At 69.7% G+C, this 17711-nt stretch carries 18 protein-coding genes; 15 read left to right on the forward strand and 3 right to left on the reverse strand.

Annotation, left to right across the window (positions count from 1 at the left end; genetic code table 11):
* The first annotated feature begins 3 nt into the window (after positions 1 to 3).
* On the forward strand, positions 4 to 1431 hold the full coding sequence (locus tag MOJ79_RS04335) for a sensor histidine kinase (RefSeq protein WP_241923018.1): 1428 nt from the start codon (positions 4 to 6) through the stop codon (positions 1429 to 1431).
* A 23-nt stretch (positions 1432 to 1454) separates the two neighbouring features.
* On the opposite strand, the gene MOJ79_RS04340 is transcribed toward MOJ79_RS04335, so the two are convergent.
* Positions 1455 to 1937: a DUF192 domain-containing protein gene (locus tag MOJ79_RS04340; RefSeq protein ID WP_241923019.1), complete on the reverse strand. Its 483-nt coding sequence runs from the start codon at positions 1935 to 1937 to the stop codon at positions 1455 to 1457.
* Positions 1938 to 2006: 69 nt separating this feature from the next.
* On the opposite strand from MOJ79_RS04340, the gene MOJ79_RS04345 reads away from it, so the two are divergent.
* Genes MOJ79_RS04345 through MOJ79_RS04385 form a run of 9 tightly spaced genes read left to right on the forward strand, consistent with a single transcriptional unit; the run spans position 2007 to position 9897 of the window.
* Complete coding sequence (locus MOJ79_RS04345; protein WP_241923020.1) at positions 2007 to 4259, forward strand: heavy metal translocating P-type ATPase; 2253 nt, start codon at positions 2007 to 2009, stop codon at positions 4257 to 4259.
* Between the two features lie 27 nt (positions 4260 to 4286).
* Entirely contained in the window at positions 4287 to 4487 is a 201-nt protein-coding gene (gene ccoS / locus MOJ79_RS04350; RefSeq protein WP_119287615.1) for a cbb3-type cytochrome oxidase assembly protein CcoS, read from the forward strand.
* A 31-nt stretch (positions 4488 to 4518) separates the two neighbouring features.
* Positions 4519 to 5979 (forward strand): cytochrome-c oxidase, cbb3-type subunit I, encoded by a 1461-nt coding sequence (ccoN, locus tag MOJ79_RS04355; RefSeq protein WP_442863095.1) that lies wholly within the window; start codon positions 4519 to 4521, stop codon positions 5977 to 5979.
* Between the two features lie 25 nt (positions 5980 to 6004).
* Positions 6005 to 6625 carry a cytochrome-c oxidase, cbb3-type subunit II gene (gene ccoO / locus MOJ79_RS04360; protein ID WP_241923021.1) on the forward strand — a complete coding sequence of 207 codons (621 nt, stop codon included), beginning with the start codon at positions 6005 to 6007 and terminating at the stop codon, positions 6623 to 6625.
* A 19-nt stretch (positions 6626 to 6644) separates the two neighbouring features.
* A complete protein-coding gene (locus tag MOJ79_RS04365; RefSeq protein WP_241923022.1) occupies positions 6645 to 6863 on the forward strand; it encodes a cbb3-type cytochrome oxidase subunit 3 in 219 nt (72 codons plus the stop codon).
* Positions 6856 to 7773: a cytochrome-c oxidase, cbb3-type subunit III gene (ccoP, locus tag MOJ79_RS04370; protein ID WP_241923023.1), complete on the forward strand. Its 918-nt coding sequence runs from the start codon at positions 6856 to 6858 to the stop codon at positions 7771 to 7773. Before MOJ79_RS04365 ends, ccoP begins: the two co-directional genes overlap by 8 nt.
* Before the next feature lie 40 nt (positions 7774 to 7813).
* Positions 7814 to 9304: a cytochrome c oxidase accessory protein CcoG gene (gene ccoG, locus MOJ79_RS04375; RefSeq protein ID WP_442863096.1), complete on the forward strand. Its 1491-nt coding sequence runs from the start codon at positions 7814 to 7816 to the stop codon at positions 9302 to 9304.
* Positions 9305 to 9345: 41 nt separating this feature from the next.
* Complete coding sequence (locus MOJ79_RS04380; protein ID WP_241923024.1) at positions 9346 to 9594, forward strand: hypothetical protein; 249 nt, start codon at positions 9346 to 9348, stop codon at positions 9592 to 9594.
* Between the two features lie 3 nt (positions 9595 to 9597).
* Positions 9598 to 9897: a hypothetical protein gene (locus tag MOJ79_RS04385; protein WP_241923025.1), complete on the forward strand. Its 300-nt coding sequence runs from the start codon at positions 9598 to 9600 to the stop codon at positions 9895 to 9897.
* A gap of 39 nt (positions 9898 to 9936) precedes the next feature.
* Here the strand turns inward: MOJ79_RS04385 and fnr are convergent, their stop codons facing one another.
* The gene (fnr, locus tag MOJ79_RS04390) at positions 9937 to 10671 is read right to left on the reverse strand and encodes a fumarate/nitrate reduction transcriptional regulator Fnr (protein WP_241923026.1); all 735 of its coding nucleotides are present in this window, start codon (positions 10669 to 10671) and stop codon (positions 9937 to 9939) included.
* A 180-nt stretch (positions 10672 to 10851) separates the two neighbouring features.
* Between fnr and hemN the strand changes: the two genes are divergently transcribed.
* The 3 genes from hemN (at position 10852) to icd (ending at position 14410) form a co-directional block, all read left to right on the forward strand.
* On the forward strand, positions 10852 to 12270 hold the full coding sequence (gene hemN / locus MOJ79_RS04395) for an oxygen-independent coproporphyrinogen III oxidase (RefSeq protein WP_241923027.1): 1419 nt from the start codon (positions 10852 to 10854) through the stop codon (positions 12268 to 12270).
* Positions 12271 to 12276: 6 nt separating this feature from the next.
* Positions 12277 to 13050: an urease accessory protein UreH domain-containing protein gene (locus MOJ79_RS04400; RefSeq protein WP_241923028.1), complete on the forward strand. Its 774-nt coding sequence runs from the start codon at positions 12277 to 12279 to the stop codon at positions 13048 to 13050.
* Between the two features lie 106 nt (positions 13051 to 13156).
* On the forward strand, positions 13157 to 14410 hold the full coding sequence (icd, locus tag MOJ79_RS04405) for an NADP-dependent isocitrate dehydrogenase (protein ID WP_119353449.1): 1254 nt from the start codon (positions 13157 to 13159) through the stop codon (positions 14408 to 14410).
* 111 nt (positions 14411 to 14521) lie between these two features.
* On the opposite strand, the gene MOJ79_RS04410 is transcribed toward icd, so the two are convergent.
* Entirely contained in the window at positions 14522 to 14782 is a 261-nt protein-coding gene (locus MOJ79_RS04410) for a cold-shock protein (RefSeq protein ID WP_119353448.1), read from the reverse strand.
* Between the two features lie 270 nt (positions 14783 to 15052).
* Between MOJ79_RS04410 and clpS the strand changes: the two genes are divergently transcribed.
* Together clpS and clpA are read left to right on the forward strand one after the other, a co-directional pair.
* Entirely contained in the window at positions 15053 to 15409 is a 357-nt protein-coding gene (gene clpS / locus MOJ79_RS04415; protein ID WP_241923029.1) for an ATP-dependent Clp protease adapter ClpS, read from the forward strand.
* Complete coding sequence (gene clpA / locus MOJ79_RS04420) at positions 15406 to 17709, forward strand: ATP-dependent Clp protease ATP-binding subunit ClpA (protein ID WP_241923030.1); 2304 nt, start codon at positions 15406 to 15408, stop codon at positions 17707 to 17709. The genes clpS and clpA overlap by 4 nt, the downstream gene beginning before the upstream one ends.
* Positions 17710 to 17711 lie beyond the last annotated feature (2 nt).

The raw sequence follows: 17711 nt of genomic DNA on the forward strand, positions 1-17711 counted from the left end.
GCGATGACGGCGCCCGCGCCCGACGCGCCGCCGCGCCACGGGCCGAGCCTGCGCGCGCAGCTGCTCACGCCGCTGCTGTGGATCTGGCTGGTCGGCGGCCTGCTCGCCGGCGCCGGCGCCTACCGGCTCGCACGCAGCAGTGTCGACGACGCGTTCGACCGTGGCCTGCAGGACCAGGCCTCGGCGCTCGCGGCCAAGGTGATGTGGACCGAGCGGGGCCCGCTGCTCGACGTCACGCGCCAGGCGATGGAAATCCTGACCTGGGACCGCGACGACCGCATCGCGTTCGCGATGCAGGACGTCGAGGGCAATATGCTCGCCGGCGACATCCTCGTGCCCGCGCCGCCCGAGCGCGACCGCGCCTACGAGGCCCCGCTGCTGTTCGACGGCGTCTACCGCGGCGAACCGGTGCGCGGTGCCGTGTTCTCGATCAAGTCGCCGATGCTCGACCGCACGGTGTCGATCGTCGTCGTCGAGACGACCGGCAAGCGCGTGCAGCTGCAGCGGCGCATCCTGCTCGGCGTGCTGCTGCCCGGCGTCGGACTCGGTCTGCTGTCGATCGCGCTGATCGCCTGGGGCGTGCGGCGCGGGCTGCAGCCGCTGCGCGACGTCGCCAGCGACGTCGCCGCCCGCGCCAGCAGCGACTGGCAGCCGCTGCCGCTCGAGCGTGTGCCGGCCGAGGCGGTGCCGCTGATCGAGCGCATCAACATGCTGATGGCCGACATGCAGCACGCCGCGCAGCTGCAGCGGCGCTTCGTCGCCGATGCCGCGCACCAGCTGCGCACGCCGGTCGCGGGGTTGCGCGTGCTCGCGCAGGAGCTGCAGCGCGAGCTTGCGGCCGACGCCGGGGCCACCGCGGCCGGCTGGGCGCCGCTGCTGCAGCAGGTCGACGCGACGACGCAGCGGATGAACCGGCTGATCGGCCAGCTGCTGAGCCTGGCGCGCTCCGAGACTGCGCTGGGCGTCAACGGCGAGCAGGCGCCGCTGGACATCGTGCCGCTGCTGCGCGAGGCGGCCGAGCCGCTCGTGCTGCAAGGGCTGCGCGAAGGACGCACGCTCGAGCTCGACGCGCCGGCCGAGCCGGTGGTCGCGCGCGCGCACCCGCTGTGGCTCGGCGAGGCGGTGATCAACCTGCTCGACAATGCGCGGCGCTACGGCGGCGAACACGTGCTGCTGCGCGTGCGGCCGCTGCCCGCGGGCGGTGCCGAAGTCGTCGTCGAGGACGACGGCCCCGGCGTGCCGCCCGAGCACCTGCCGAAGCTGTTCGAGCCGTTCTGGCGCGGCGAGCGCGCCGACCTGCGCAACGACGGCGGCACCGGCCTGGGGCTGACGATCGCGCGCGAGATCGTCGAGCGGCTCGGCGGTCGCATCGAAGCCGCGAGCCGCCCGCAGGTGCCGGGCATGCGCTTCACGGTGCAGCTCGCGGCCTGAACGGCCGCGACGCCGCGTCGGCGTCAGTTGCCGAAAGGCCCGCCCGCGAGGCGGAAGCCCGGGCGCACGGCGCGCCGCGCGAACCAGCCCTGGTTCATCTCGAGCGCGTAGCGCACCGGCTTGGACGAGCAGTGCGAGTCGAGCGACTGCGGCTGCATGTCGGCCAGGCTGACGATGGTGCCGTCGTCGGCGATGAAGGCGATCGACAGCGGCAGCAGCGTGTTCTTCATCCAGAAGCACTGCACGGCCGGCTGCTCGAACACGAACAGCATGCCCTCGTGCGTGGCCATCTCGCGCCGGTGCATCAGGCCCACCGCGCGCTGCTCGGGCGTGCGCGCGACCATCGCGACGATGTTGTGCATGCCGGCGCGCAGCGTCACCGTCGGCAGGCGCTGCGGCTCCTGCGCGTGCGCAACGCCGCCCGCGACGAGTGCGAGGACGAGCGCGACGCCGGCGAACCACGCCGCTGCGCCGGGGGAGGTTGTGCTGGCCTTGATGTAGATCATGCCGGTCGGGGGCGCGCTCGCTAGATTATCGACCGTCCGGTCTCCGCACCCGGACCCGACGCCCACCCGATGACCTCCTTTGCCGCCGCGATGACCGCCGACGCCGTGTCTTCCGGCGCGGCGCCGCCGGCGGGCGACCTGCCGGGGCAGGCGACGCTGCGCATCGCGGGCATGTACTGCGCGGCGTGCGCCGGCACGATCGAGGCGGCGCTGCAGCAGGTCGACGGCGTCGGCGAAGCGCGCGTCAGCGCCGCGGCCGAGCGCGCGACGGTGCGCTGGGACCCGCGGCGCGCGAGCGTGGCCGACCTGGTGGCGGCAGTGCGCCGCGCCGGCTACGACGCCGCGCCCGACGCCGCCGCGCCGGCGCACGCGATGCGCCGCGCCGAGGCGCGACAGGCGCTGTGGCGGCTGTTCGTCGCGTGGTTCTGCATGATGCAGGTGATGATGCTCGCGTGGCCGAGCTACATCGCCGCGCCCGGCGAGTTGCCCGACGACCTGCGCCAGCTGCTGAACTGGGGCGCCTGGGTGCTGAGCATCCCCGTCGTGTGGTGGTCGGCGGCGCCGTTCTTCGCCGGCGCGTGGCGCAGCCTGCGCACGCGGCGCATCGGCATGGACGTGCCGGTCGCGCTCGGCGTCGCGGTGACCTTCGTCGCCAGCACCGGCGCGACGTTCGCGCCGGGCGGCGCGTTCGGCCACGAGGTCTACTTCGACTCGCTGACGATGTTCGTCGCGTTCCTGCTCGCCGGGCGCTGGCTCGAGATGCGCGCGCGCCACCGCGCCGCGGCGACGCTGGAGGCAGCGCTCGCGGCGATGCCGCGCACCGCGTGGCGCTGCACCGACGCCGGTGGGGTCGAACGCGTCGACGTCGACGCGCTGCGCCCCGGCGACCGCGTGCAGGTGCCGCTGGGCGAACCGTTCCCGGCCGACGGCGTGCTGCTCGAGGGGCCCACCGCGGCCGACGAGGCGCTGCTGACCGGCGAGTCGGAACCGGTCGCGAAGGCCGCGGGCGACACGGTAGTGGCCGGCAGCGTCAACGTCGGTGCGCCGGTGCGGCTGCGCGTCGAGCGCGTCGGCGCCGACACGCGCTACCAGGCGATCGTCGCGCTGATGCAGCAGGCGCTGACGCAGCGCCCCGCGCTCGCACGCATCGCCGATCGGTGGGCGACGCCGTTCCTTTGGATCGTGCTGCTGCTGGCCGGCGGCGCGGCGGCGGCGTGGAGCGTGATCGACCCCGAGCGCGCGGTGTGGGTCGCCGTGTCGGTGCTGATCGTCACGTGTCCGTGCGCGCTGTCGCTGGCCGCGCCGTCGGCGATGACCGCCGCCGCCGGCGCGCTCGCGCGCCGCGGCGTGCTGATCGCGCGCCTCGACGCGCTCGAGCCGCTGGCGCAGGTGCGCCGCCTGTTCTTCGACAAGACGGGCACGCTGACCGAAGACCGGCTCGAACTCGCCGCGGTGCGGCCGCTGCCTGCGCTGCCGTCAACGCAGGCCTCGCCGGCAGCGCTCGACGCGCTGCAGCGCCGGGCGGCGGCGCTCGCGTCGCGCTCGGCGCACCCGCTGTCGCGTGCGCTCGCGGCGGCCACGCCGGCGGCCGAGGCCGGCGCGTGGCACGAGGTGCGCGAGGTGCCGGGCCTCGGGCTGTCGGGTGTCGATGCGCACGGGCGCACCTGGAGGCTCGGCCGGCCCGACTGGGTCGGCGCTGCGCAAGGCGACGCGGCGTTCGGCGACGAGCTGCGGCTGGCTTTCGGTCCCGACGGTCAGGCGTGGATCGGTTTCGCGTTCGACGAGCGGCTGCGTGCCGACGCCGTCGAGACGCTGCGCGACCTGCGCACGCAGGGCGTGGAGGTGCAACTGCTGTCGGGCGACGCGGCGCCGCGCGTCGAGCGCCTGGCCGCCCGACTGCAAGCCGCCGGCGCGCCGCTGCCGGTGCAGGCGGCGGCCACACCCGAGGACAAGCTCGCGGCGGTTCGCGCCGCGCAGGCCGACGGCGTGCGCGTCGCGATGGTCGGCGACGGCGTCAACGATGCGCCGGTGCTGGCGCAGGCCGACGTCGCGTTCGCGATGGGGCAGGGCGCGCTCGTCGCGCGCGCGACGGCCGATGCGATCGTCGTCGGTAACCGGCTCGCGAGCATCGCGCATGCGCGGCGCCTGGCGCAGCGTACGCTGCGCGTCGTGCGCCAGAACATCGTATGGGCCGCGGCCTACAACGCGCTGAGCATCCCGCTCGCGCTGGCCGGCTGGCTGCCGCCTTGGGCGGCGGGGCTGGGCATGGCGCTGAGCTCGCTGCTCGTCGTCGGCAACTCGTTGCGTCTGGCGCGCGACTGACGCACCCCTGACGGCCGAGCATCCCGCGTGGACATCCTGTACCTGCTGATCCCGCTGTCGGCCGTGCTGGTGCTGGCCATCATCGCCGTGTTCGGCTGGGCGCTGCACAACGGGCAGTTCGACGACCTCGAGGACGAAGGACAGCGCATTTTGCGCGGCGAGTCATACACGGTTGACGACGATCAATCCCCGTCGGCCGACTCGCCTGAAAAATCCCGCACAACCTGAAACAGGTCATCGCGTAGGAAGGAGAGTTCGGATGGCGATTGCTGCAACCGCGGCCATGAGCGGGGCCAAGTCCTCGTCGGGAGCCGTATACGACGACTGGGTCGTGCGCGCGTTCGCGCTCATGACCGTGGTGTGGGGCGTGGTGGGCATGCTGGTGGGGGTGATCATCGCTGCCCAGCTCGCGTGGCCGGAACTCAACCTCGGCATCCCGTGGCTGAGCTACGGGCGGCTGCGGCCGCTGCACACCAACGCGGTGATTTTCGCCTTCGGCGGCTGCGCGCTGTTCGCCACCAGCTACCACGTCGTGCAGCGCACCTGCCAGACGCCGCTGTTCCTGCCGGCGCTGGCCAAGTTCACGTTCTGGGGCTGGCAGGCGATCATCGTCGCCGCGGCGATCACGCTGCCGCTGGGCTTTACGCAGGCCAAGGAGTACGCCGAGCTCGAGTGGCCGATCGACATCGCGATCGCCGTCGTGTGGGTCGCGTACGCGATCGTGTTCTTCGGCACGATCGGCATGCGCAAGGTGCGCCACATCTACGTGGCGAACTGGTTCTTCGGTGCCTTCATCATCGCGGTGGCGCTGCTGCACATCGTCAACAACATCTCGATGCCGTGGGGCGCGCTGAAGAGCTACTCCGCCTACGCCGGCGTGCAGGACGCGATGATCCAGTGGTGGTACGGCCACAACGCGGTGGGCTTCTTCCTGACCGCCGGCTTCCTCGGGATGATGTACTACTACATCCCGAAGCAGGCCGAGCGCCCGGTCTACAGCTACCGCCTGTCGATCGTGCACTTCTGGGCGCTGATCTTCACCTACATGTGGGCGGGTCCGCACCACCTGCACTACACCGCGCTGCCCGACTGGGCGCAGTCGCTGGGCATGGTGTTCTCGCTCGTGCTGCTGGCCCCGAGCTGGGGCGGCATGATCAACGGCATCATGACGCTGTCGGGTGCGTGGCACAAGCTGCGTGACGACCCGATCCTGAAGTTCCTGATCGTCTCGCTGTCGTTCTACGGCATGTCGACCTTCGAAGGGCCGATGATGTCGATCAAGACGGTCAACGCGCTGAGCCACTACACCGACTGGACGGTGGGCCACGTGCACAGCGGCGCGCTCGGCTGGGTGGGCCTGATCTCGATCGGCGCGATGTACCACCTGATCCCGCGCATGTACGGCAAGAAGAGCATGTACAGCCCGAAGGCGATCGAGCTGCACTTCTGGATCGCCACGATCGGCATCGTGCTCTACATCGCCGCGATGTGGATCGCCGGCGTGATGCAGGGCCTGATGTGGCGTGCGGTGAACCCCGACGGCACGCTGGTCTACAGCTTCGTCGAGAGCGTCAAGGCGACGTATCCGTTCTACGTGATCCGCCTCGGCGGCGGCCTGCTGTACCTGACCGGCATGCTGATCATGGCGTGGAACGTCTTCATGACCGTGCGCAGCAGCAAGCCCGCGGTGGCCCCGGTGCCGCTGCCGGCCCACGCCTGAGCGGTCGCACGAGGAGGACAACAACATGGCACAACATGCGGCACCCAGCGGTCACGAGAAGATCGAGACCAGCAACTTTTTGATGATCGTGCTGATCCTGATCACGGTCGCGATCGGCGGCATCGTCGAGATCGTCCCGCTGTTCTTCCAGAAGTCGACGACGCAGCCGGTCGAGGGACTCAAGCCCTACACCGCGCTGCAGCTCGCCGGACGCGACGTCTACATCCGCGAGGGCTGCTACAACTGCCACTCGCAGATGGTGCGACCGTTCCGCGCCGAGACGCTGCGCTACGGCCACTACTCGCTGGCCGGCGAGTTCGTCTACGACCACCCGTTCCAGTGGGGCAGCAAGCGCACCGGGCCCGACCTGGCGCGCGTCGGCGGTCGCTACAGCGACGAGTGGCACCGCGTGCACCTGACGAACCCGCGCGACCTCGTGCCCGAGTCGAACATGCCGGCGTACCCGTGGCTGGCCAAGGCCACCGTCGACGGGTCGTCGATGGCCGCGCGCATGACGGCGCTGCGCCGCCTGGGCGTGCCGTACAGCGACGACGAGATCGCCAAGGCGGCCGACGAGGTCAAGGGCAAGACCGAGATGGATGCCGTGATCGCGTACCTGCAGGTGCTCGGCACGCACGTCAAGTGACGCTCGGCGGGAGGCTCGAATGGACATCAACGACTGGCGCAGCCTCGTGACGGTGGCCGGCCTGGTGCTCTTCCTTGCGCTCGTCGCGTGGACGTGGAGTGCCAAGCGCCGTCCGGCACACGATGCCGCTGCGCAATTGCCCTTTCTCGACAGCGACCCCGTCGGCAGCGGCGCGGTTGCCCCGGGTGGGAAGGCCCGGGCCGAAGAACCCATGAATGCTGGAGGTCGCCGTGAGTGATTTCTTCAACAGCGGCTGGTCGATCTTCGTCGCGGCGGTGACGATCGTCAGCCTCATCGCCTGCCTGGTGTTGCTGTTGGCAGCGGCCAAACGCCGCGTGATGGCCAGCGACAACACGACGGGCCACGTGTGGGACGAGGACCTGCGCGAGATGAACAACCCGCTGCCGCGCTGGTGGATGGGGCTGTTCGTGATCACGGTCGTCTTCGGCGCGGTCTACCTCGCGCTGTACCCGGGCTTGGGCAGTTTCCAGGGCGCGGCGAAGTGGTCGTCGGTCGACCAGTACCAGAAGGAGCGCGCGAAGCTCGAGGCGTCGATGGCGCCGGTGTACGCCCGGTTCGCGAACCTGTCGGCCGAGGATCTGGCCAAGGACAGCCAGGCGATGGAGATCGGCCAGCGGCTGTTCCTGAACAACTGCGCGCAGTGCCACGGCTCCGACGCGCGCGGCAGCCTCGGCTTCCCGAATCTGACCGACGGCGAGTGGATGTGGGGCGGCTCGCACGAGCAGATCAAGGAAACGATCACCAACGGCCGCAACGGCGTGATGCCGCCGATGGCCGCGGCGGTCGGCACTGCCGACGACGTGCGCAACGTCGCGCACTACGTGCTGAGCCTGTCGGGCAGCACGCACAACGCCGTCTACGCGCAGCTCGGCCAGCCGAAGTTCGCCGCCTGCGCGGCCTGCCACGGCGCCGATGGCAAGGGCAACCAGGCGATGGGTGCGCCTGACCTGACCAACAACGTCTGGCTGCACGGCTGGGGCGAGCAGGCCATCGTGCGCGCGATCAACAACGGCTTCAACAACGCGATGCCGGCGCAGGCGCGCCTGCTGACGCCCGAGCAGATCCACGTCCTGGCGGCGTACGTGTGGCGCCTGTCGCAACCGACCCAGGTGGCCAAGCAGCCCTGACGTCTCGCGCGCCGGCTGCGGCCGGCGGGGAATTCTTCTCGTGAGCAGCAGTACGACTCCCTTGCCGGCCACGCCGCCCGCCACCGGGCCGGCCGGCAACGCGACCCCGCCCGGCGACGGCAAGGACGCCGCCGCCGAGCTGGTGTCGCTGTACCAGAAGCAAAAGCGCATCTACGCGCGCGCCGTCAGCGGCTGGTTCGCCGGCTGGCGCTGGGCGCTGGTGTGGCTGACGCAGATCGTCTTCTACGGGCTGCCGTGGCTCGAGTGGAACGCGCGCCAGGCGGTGCTGTTCGATCTCGGCGCGCGGCGTTTCTACATCTTCGGCCTCGTCCTGTATCCGCAGGACTTCATCTACCTGACGGCGCTGCTCGTCATCTCGGCGTACTCGCTGTTCCTGTTCACAGCAATCGCCGGGCGGCTGTGGTGCGGCTTCGCGTGCCCGCAGACGGTCTACACCGAGATCTTCATGTGGGTCGAACGCAAGATCGAGGGCGACCGCGCGCAGCGCATGAAGCGCGACGCGGGTCCGTGGACCTTCGACCGCGTCTGGCGCTTCGCCGCCAAGCAGGTGGCGTGGATCGCGATCGGCCTGTGGACCGGGATCACGTTCGTCGGCTACTTCACGCCGATCCGCGAACTCGTGCCGTCGATCGCCTCGTTCGGGCTCGGTCCGTGGGAGACGTTCTGGGTCCTGTTCTACGGCTTCGCGACCTACGGCAACGCAGGGTACATGCGCGAGCAGGTGTGCAAGTACATGTGCCCGTACGCGCGCTTCCAGAGCGCGATGTTCGACAAGGACACGCTGATCATCAGCTACGACGCCGAGCGCGGCGAGCCGCGCGGCACGCGCGGGCGCAAGACCGACCTGAAGGCCGCCAACCTCGGTCACTGCATCGACTGCGGGCTGTGCGTGCAGGTGTGTCCGACGGGCATCGACATCCGCAACGGTCTGCAGTACGAGTGCATCGCCTGCACCGCGTGCATCGACGTGTGCAACAGCGTGATGGACAAGATGCACTACCCGCGCGGGCTGATCCGCTATGCCACGCAAAACGGCATGACGTACCACTGGACGCGCGCGCAGATGCTGCGGCGCGTGTTCCGTCCGCGCGTGCTCGTCTACACGGCGGTGCTGGTCGTCGTCGCGGGCGCCTTGCTCACCAGCATCCTGATGCGCAGCCCGTTCAAGGTCGACGTCGTGCGCGACCGCGCGTCGCTCGCGCGACTGGTCGACAACGGCTACATCGAAAACGTCTACCGCCTGCAGATCATGAATGCGACCGAACGCGAGCAGCGCTACGTCGTGACCGTGCGCGGCCTCGACGGCGCCATCGTCGACGTCGGCGAGGAGGTGCGCATCGGCCCGGCACAGGCGCGCTGGGTGCCGGCTGGCGTGCGCGTGCCGCCGCAAACCGCGCAGGCACTGGGCCCGGGTGCACACCCGCTCGAGTTCAGCATCGAGCGCCTCGCGCAGGACGGCGACGCCGCCGCGCGCGTGGTGGAAAAATCGACCTTCATCGTGCCGCGCTGACACCCGTGGCACCGCCCGAATCCCGCCAGGAGCCCATCGAGATGAACCCTTCTTCGAGCGCGAAGTCCCCGACACCGTGGTGGCGCGTCGGCATGGTCTGGCTCGTGATCGGCGGGCCGCTGGCGGTCGTCGTCGCCGGCATCGCCACCGCCGTCATCGCGGTGCGCGGCGCCGACCCGGTCCTCGACACGTCGGCGCGGTCTGGCCGCACGTCGGTGGTGGTGCCCGACGCGATGACGCCGGCGATCCAGGCGCGCAACCACGCCGCCACGGCCGCGGCAGGAGACTGACCCGTGGATGCGGTGACGCCGCCGCAGACCCCTCGGCCCGCCGAGGCGCCGGCCCGCGCGCAGCGCCTGCTGACGGTGCTGTGGCCGGCGTTCCTGATGGCCGGGGTGCTGGAGACGCTGGTCTTCGCCGTCGTCGATCCGCTGAGCCTGCACTGGTTCGGCGGCGCGCCGATCGAGTGGCCCGCGCTGGCCGTCTACACGGTGACGTTCTTCATCTTCTGGGCCGTGATCGCCGCGGCCGGATTCATCAGCCAGCTGCTGACCTGCTCGGCGCAGGAGATCAATGCGCGTGGCCTGAGCTGATCGCGGTTCAGCGCGCCGGGCAGGAGGCCGCCGCCACGCTCAGCACGACGCGCCGTTGACGATCTTCTGCAGGCCGGCTGCGTCGAGGATGCGGATCTGCCGCTGCTTGACTTCGAGCAGGCCTTCTTCCTGGAACTTCGAGAACGTGCGGCTGACCGTCTCGAGCTTGAGCCCGAGGTAGCTGCCGATCTCCTCGCGCGTCATGCGCAGGATCATCGACGAGCCGGAGAAGCCGCGCGCCTGCAGCCGCTGCGTGAGATTGAGCAGGAAGGCCGCGAGCCGTTCCTCGGCGCGCATGCTGCCCAGCAGCAGCATCACACCGTGATCGCGCACGATCTCGCGGCTCATGATGCGGTGGAACTGGTGCTGCAGGTTCGTGAACTCGCGCGACAGCGTCTCCAGCTCGTGGTACGGGATCACGCAGACCTGCGAGTCCTCGAGCGCCACGGCATCGACGCTGTGGCGGTCGGTGCTGATGCCGTCGAGCCCGAGCAGCTCGCCGGCCATCTGGAAGCCGGTGACCTGGTCGCGGCCGTCCTCGGCCGTCACGCAGGTCTTGAAGAAGCCGGTGCGCACGGCGTACAGCGACTGGAACGGGTCGCCGCTGCGGAACAGCGTGTCGCCGCGCGCGACGCTGCGCCGCGTCGCGACGAGGGAGTCGAGGTGCTCGAGGTCGTCGCGGTTCAACCCGACGGGCAGGCACAGCTCGCGCAGGTTGCAGCTCGAACAGGCGACCTTGAACGCTTCGGGGCGGATCGGCGGCAGGGTGGTCATGGATCGGTCGTCGACAAAGACTGCGAGGCACCGGCGACGGCCGCAGGGGCGCCGCCGCCGTGAACTTCCTGGGCACATGATATGTCTCAATCGCCCCGATTTCGGCCGAGACCCCGGGCGCGTTGGACTTGACGATGGTCAAAGCCGCAGGCACCGGAGTCAGGCACAGTGGCAGCCACGATGGATGCCCCAAAGGTCGAGGAGAACGTCGCGCCGCCGGTGCTGACGCAGGCGATGCTTGCGCGTCTGGACAAGCCCGGGCCGCGCTACACCTCGTACCCGACTGCCGACCGCTTCGTCGAGGCCTTTGGCTCGGCCGCGTACGCGCAGGCGCTGCAGCAGCGTGCGCTGGGGGCCACCGTCGGCGGCACGCCGCCGCTGTCGGTGTACCTGCACATCCCGTTCTGCGAGTCGGTGTGCTACTACTGCGCGTGCAACAAGGTCATCACGCGCCACCACGAGCGCGCCGCGGAGTACCTCGCCGCGCTCGATGTCGAGATCGACCTGCACGTGCAGGCACTCGGCGCGCGGCAGTCGGTGTCGCAGCTGCACTTCGGCGGCGGCTCGCCGACCTTCCTCAGCGACGCCGAGATCGCGGCGCTGATGGACTCGCTGCGGCGGGCGTTTCGCATCGTGCCGGGTGCCGAGGTGTCGATCGAGGTCGATCCGCGCACCGTGACCGACGAGCGGCTGCGGCACCTGGCCGGGCTGGGGTTCAACCGCATCAGCTTCGGCGTGCAGGACTTCGACCCCGAGGTGCAGAAGGCGGTGCACCGCGTGCAGTCGTTCGAGATGGTGCGCGACCTGATGGCCAGCGCCCGCGCGCTGGGCTTCGAGTCGACCAACGTCGACCTGATCTACGGCCTGCCGAAGCAAACGCCGGCGTCGCTGGCGCGCACCGTCGCGCAGGTCGGCGAGCTGCGCCCGGACCGCATCGCGCTGTACGCCTATGCGCACCTGCCGCAGCGCTTCAAGCCGCAGCGGCGCATCGACGCGCACGACCTGCCGTCGGCGGCCGATCGCGTCGCGATGCTCGGCACCGCGATCCGCGGCTTCCTCGGCCACGGCTACACCTACATCGGGATGGACCACTTCGCGCTGCCGGGCGACTCGCTCGCGGTGGCCAAGCGGCAGGGGCGGCTGCACCGCAACTTCCAAGGTTACAGCACGCAGCCGGACTGCGACCTGATCGGCCTGGGCGTGTCGGCGATCGGCCGCATCGGCGCGACCTACAGCCAGAACGTCAAGACGCTGGACCAGTACTACGACGCGATGCGCCAGCGGCAGTTCGCGACCGAGCGCGGCCTGGCGCTCAGCCGCGACGACCTCGTGCGCCGTGCCGTTATCATGGCGCTGATGTGCCAGGGGCGTGTCGACTTCGAGTCGATCGATCTCGCGCATCTGATCCGCATGGAGGAGTACTTCGCACCGGAGCTCGAGCAGCTGCGGCCGCTGGCCGAGATGGGCCTGGTGCGGCTGGAGGGGCGCGGCATCGACGTGACGCCGCTGGGCTGGTACTTCGTGCGTGGCATCGCGATGGTGTTCGACCGCTACCTGCAGGCCGACCGCACGCGCGAGCGCTTCTCGCGCATCATCTGACTTCGCGTGGACACGGCGCTCGCGCTCAGTGCGCTGCTGATGGGCCTGGCCGGCTCGCCGCACTGCGTGGCGATGTGCGGCGCGGCCTGCACCGGGATCGCCGGGCGCTGTGGTGGTGCACGGCCGCAGCGCGCGCTGCTGGCGCTGCATCTCGGGCGGCTGCTGGGCTACGCCGCCGGCGGCGCCATCGCGGCCGGCAGTGTCGGCGCGCTGGCCACGCTCGCCGCGTGGTCGCCGGCGCTGCGGCCGCTGTGGACGCTCGTCCACGCCGCCGCGCTGGGACTCGGCGTGTGGCTGCTGTGGACCGGCCGGCAGCCCGCCTTCGTCGAGAACATCGGCCGCGGCACGGCCCGCGGGTTGGCGGCAGCCGCGGTGCCGGCCGCGACGCAGCCAGTCGTCGGCCCGCTCAGCGGCGTGCGTGGTGCCGCGGTCGCCGGTGCGGGCGCCAGCGGTCGAAGCCACGTGGGGGTGGCCAAGGCCGCCGCCGCCGGTTCGCTGTGGCTGGCGTGGCCTTGCGGACTGCTGCACTCGGCGCTGGTGATGGCCGCGCTGGGCAACACCGCGGTCGGCGGAGCCGCGATCATGGCGGCGTTCGCTGTCGGCACCACCGTCGGCCTGTGGGTCGGCCCGACGCTGTGGTGGCGGCTCGGTGCCCCGGGCGCGGGCTGGCTGGCCAGCGGCGGCGCCGTGCGGCTGGCGGGGCTCGGCCTCGCCGCGGCGTCGGGCTGGGCGCTGTTCCACGACGTCGGCGCGCGCGTGCTCGCCTATTGCCTGGGCTGAGCGCGGGGCGCGCGCCCGGCTGTCAGGGCGCCGACAGCGCGGGACATAGAATGCCGCGCTCGGGCGCGGCGCACGCGCAGCCAACGACACCACGGAGAGCGCTTTCATGTACCAGCACATCAAGGTGCCCGCGAGCGGGCAGAAGATCACCGTCAACGCCGACTTCTCGCTCAACGTGCCCGACCACCCGATCATTCCGTACATCGAGGGCGACGGCACCGGTGTCGACATCACGCCGGTGATGCTCAAGGTGGTCGACGCGGCGGTCGAGAAGAGCTACGGCGGCAAGCGAAAGATCCACTGGATGGAGGTCTACGCCGGCGAGAAGTCGACGCGCGTCTACGGCCCCGATGTCTGGTTGCCCGAGGAGACGCTGCACGCGGTGCGCGACTACGTCGTCTCGATCAAGGGGCCGCTGACGACGCCGGTGGGCGGCGGCATCCGCTCGCTCAACGTCGCGCTGCGGCAGGAACTCGACCTGTACGTGTGCCTGCGCCCGGTGCGCTACTTCAAGGGCGTGCCCAGCCCGCTGAAGGAGCCCGAGAAGACCGACATGGTGATCTTCCGCGAGAACTCGGAGGATATCTACGCCGGCATCGAATACGAGGCCAAGAGCGAGAAGGCGAAGAAGCTCATCAAGTTCCTGATCGAGGAGATGGGGGTCACGAAGATCCGCTTCCCCGAGACCTCGGGCATCGGCATCAAGCCCGTGTCGATCGAGGGCACCGAGCGCCTGGTGCGCAAGGCGATCCAGTACGCGATCGACAACGACAAGCCCAGCGTGACGCTCGTGCACAAGGGCAACATCATGAAGTTCACCGAGGGCGGCTTCCGCGACTGGGGCTATGCGCTGGCGCAGCGCGAGTTCGGCGCGCAGCCGATCGACGGCGGCCCGTGGTGCAAGTTCAAGAACCCGAAGACGGGCAAGGACATCGTCATCAAGGATTCGATCGCCGACGCCTTCCTGCAGCAGATCCTGCTGCGCCCGGCCGAGTACAGCGTCATCGCGACGCTCAACCTCAACGGCGACTACATCTCCGACGCGCTGGCGGCGCAGGTCGGCGGCATCGGCATCGCGCCGGGGGCCAACCTGAGTGACTCGGTGGCGATGTTCGAGGCCACCCACGGCACGGCGCCGAAGTACGCGGGCAAGGACTACGTCAACCCCGGCTCCGAGATCCTCTCGGCCGAGATGATGCTGCGCCACATGGGCTGGACCGAGGCGGCCGACCTCATCATCAGCTCGATGGAAAAGGCCATCCAGAGCAAGAAGGTGACCTACGACTTCGCGCGCCTGATGGAAGGCGCCACGCAGGTCAGCTGCTCGGGCTTCGGCCAGGTGATGATCGACCACATGTGAGGACGCCGTCGCGCGGTGCTGCCGCGCCGTGACGCGAGGTGTCGATGCCAGAAGCGATGCGGGCCCGCCAGTCGGCGGGCCCGCGTGCTTTCGGACCGGTGATCGGGATCGTCAGGAGCCGACCGTCGCGCCCGACGTCGCGCCCTTCGGTCGCGTCGCGTCGGCGGCATCGAGCGGCCGGATGTTTTGCGCCAGATCGCCCTTGGGGCCCTGGACGCGGTCGTAGCTCACGCGGCTGCCCTGCTTCAAGGTGCGAAACCCTTCCATCTGGATCGCCGAGAAATGGGCGAACACGTCCGCGCCTCCCCCTTCGGGCTCGATGAAGCCGAAACCCTTCGCGTCGTTGAACCATTTGACGGTGCCGATGGCCATGGTCTGCCCTTTCTGACTGCGGTATCGGGGCGAAGATTCTCTTGCTGCGTTTCGGCGGGTGTCAAGCTCGGCAACCCTTTGTCGACGGCTCGTCCTAGACGAATTCGGACCGGTTGCTTTTGCTTGACCCTTGTCAAGTCGCCGCCCGGACACGGCCGACGACGCCGAAACGAGGGTCGCCCGCCGCGCTGATCGGACCTTGAAGCGGGCACGAACGGTGCAACATCCCCTATCGTCGTGGCCCGAAACCGACTCTATAGAATCTTTGGCATGCCTTCGAATGCCTCGAAGCCACCCCGCACGCCCGGTGCGATCCCGCGCACGGACGAGGGGCAAGGTGCGGTCGTCGCCGAGCGACAGGCGCAGAAGACGGTCCCACCGCGCATGTACCAAGTCGTCATGCTGAACGACGACTTCACGCCGATGGAGTTCGTCGTGATGGTGCTGCAGCAGTATTTCGGGCACGATTTGGAAACCGCCACCCACATCATGCTGAAGATCCATCATGAGGGGCGTGGCGTGTGCGGCGTCTACACCAAGGACGTCGCGGCGACGAAAGTCGAACTGGTGCTGGCCACCGCGAAGCGGGCAGGGCACCCATTGCAGTGCATTATGGAGGCCGCATGATCGCGCAAGAACTGGAAGTCAGCCTGCACATGGCGTTCGTCGAGGCGCGCCAGCAGCGGCACGAGTTCATCACCGTCGAGCACCTGCTGCTCGCGCTGCTCGACAACCCGTCGGCCGCCGAGGTGTTGCGTGCCTGCGCGGCCAACATCGACGACCTGCGCAAGAGCCTGACGACGTTCATCAAGGAAAACACGCCGACCGTCGGCGGCACCGAGGAGGTCGACACGCAGCCCACGCTCGGCTTCCAGCGCGTGATCCAGCGCGCGATCATGCACGTGCAGTCGACCGGCAGCGGCAAGAAGGAGGTGACCGGCGCCAACGTGCTGGTCGCGATCTTCGGCGAGAAGGACTCGCACGCCGTCTACTACCTGCACCAGCAGGGCGTCACGCGGCTGGACGTCGTCAACTACATCGCGCACGGCATCAAGAAGTCGGAGCCGCCCGAGCCGAGCAAGTCGAGCGAGGGCAGCAGCAGCGCCGAGAGCGACAAGGAAGAAGCGGGCGAGGGCAAGGGCTCGCCGCTGGACCAGTTCACGCAGAACCTCAACGCGCTCGCGCGCGAGGGCAAGATCGACCCGCTGATCGGCCGTGAACACGAGGTCGAGCGCGTGATCCAAGTGCTGTGCCGCCGGCGCAAGAACAACCCGCTGCTCGTCGGCGAGGCCGGTGTCGGCAAGACCGCGATCGCCGAGGGGCTGGCTTGGCGCATCACGCAGGGCGAGGTGCCCGAGGTGCTGGCCGACTCGACGGTCTACGCGCTCGACATGGGCGCGCTGCTGGCGGGCACGAAGTACCGCGGCGACTTCGAGCAGCGCCTCAAGGGCGTGCTCAAGCAGCTCAAGGAGCAGCCGCGCGCGATCCTGTTCATCGACGAGATCCACACGCTGATCGGCGCCGGCGCGGCCTCGGGCGGCACGCTCGACGCGAGCAACCTGCTCAAGCCGGCGCTGTCGAGCGGGCAGATGAAGTGCATCGGCGCGACCACGTTCAGCGAGTACCGCGGCATCTTCGAGAAGGATGCGGCGCTGTCGCGGCGCTTCCAGAAGATCGACGTCGTCGAACCGTCGGTCGAGCAGACGGTCGAGATCCTCAAGGGGCTGAAGAGCCGCTTCGAGGACCACCACCAGGTCAAGTACGCGCTCGGTGCGCTGCAGGCGGCTGCCGAGCTGTCGGCCAAGTACATCAACGACCGCCACCTGCCCGACAAGGCGATCGACGTGATCGACGAGGCGGGCGCCGCGCAGCGCATCCTGCCGAAGAACAAGCAGAAGAAGACGATCACGCGCGCCGAGGTCGAGGACATCGTCGCGAAGATCGCGCGCATCCCGCCGGCGTCCGTCTCGAGCGACGACCGCAGCAAGCTCAAGACGCTCGACCGCGATCTGAAGAGCGTCGTCTTCGGCCAGGACCCGGCGATCGACGCACTTGCCGCCGCGATCAAGATGGCGCGCTCGGGGCTGGGCAAGCCCGACAAGCCGATCGGCTCGTTCCTCTTCAGCGGCCCGACCGGCGTCGGCAAGACCGAGGTCGCGAAGCAGCTGGCCTACATCCTCGGCATCGAGCTGATCCGCTTCGATATGTCCGAGTACATGGAGCGCCACGCGGTGAGCCGCCTGATCGGCGCGCCGCCGGGCTACGTCGGTTTCGACCAGGGCGGGCTGCTGACCGAGGCGATCAGCAAGAAGCCGCACGCGGTGCTGCTGCTCGACGAGATCGAGAAGGCGCACCCCGACGTCTTCAACGTGCTGCTGCAGGTGATGGACCACGGCACGCTGACCGACAACAACGGGCGCAAGGCCGACTTCCGCAACGTCATCATCATCATGACGACGAACGCCGGCGCCGAGACGATGAACAAGGCGACGATCGGCTTCACGACCAAGCGCGAGCAGGGTGACGAGATGGCCGACATCAAGCGCCTGTTCACGCCCGAGTTCCGCAACCGCCTCGACGCGATCGTCAGCTTCAAGCCGCTCGACGAGGAGATCATCCTGCGCGTGGTCGACAAGTTCCTGCTGCAGCTCGAGAGCCAGCTCGCCGAGAAGAAGGTGGAGGTCACGTTCACCGACGCGCTGCGCAGGCACCTGGCGAAGAAGGGCTTCGACCCGCTGATGGGCGCGCGCCCGATGCAGCGCCTGATCCAGGACACGATCCGCCGTGCGCTGGCCGACGAGCTGCTGTTCGGCCGCCTGGTCGACGGCGGGCGCCTGACAGTCGACATCGACGAGGCCGGCGAAGTCAAGCTCGACATCGACCCGAAAAGGAGCGACAAGCCGAAGGCCGAACCGGCCACCGCGTGAGG

Origin of the sequence: Calidifontimicrobium sp. SYSU G02091 (genome assembly GCF_022631395.1) — a bacterium.
GTDB classification, from domain to species: Bacteria; Pseudomonadota; Gammaproteobacteria; order Burkholderiales; family Burkholderiaceae_C; genus Calidifontimicrobium; species Calidifontimicrobium sediminis.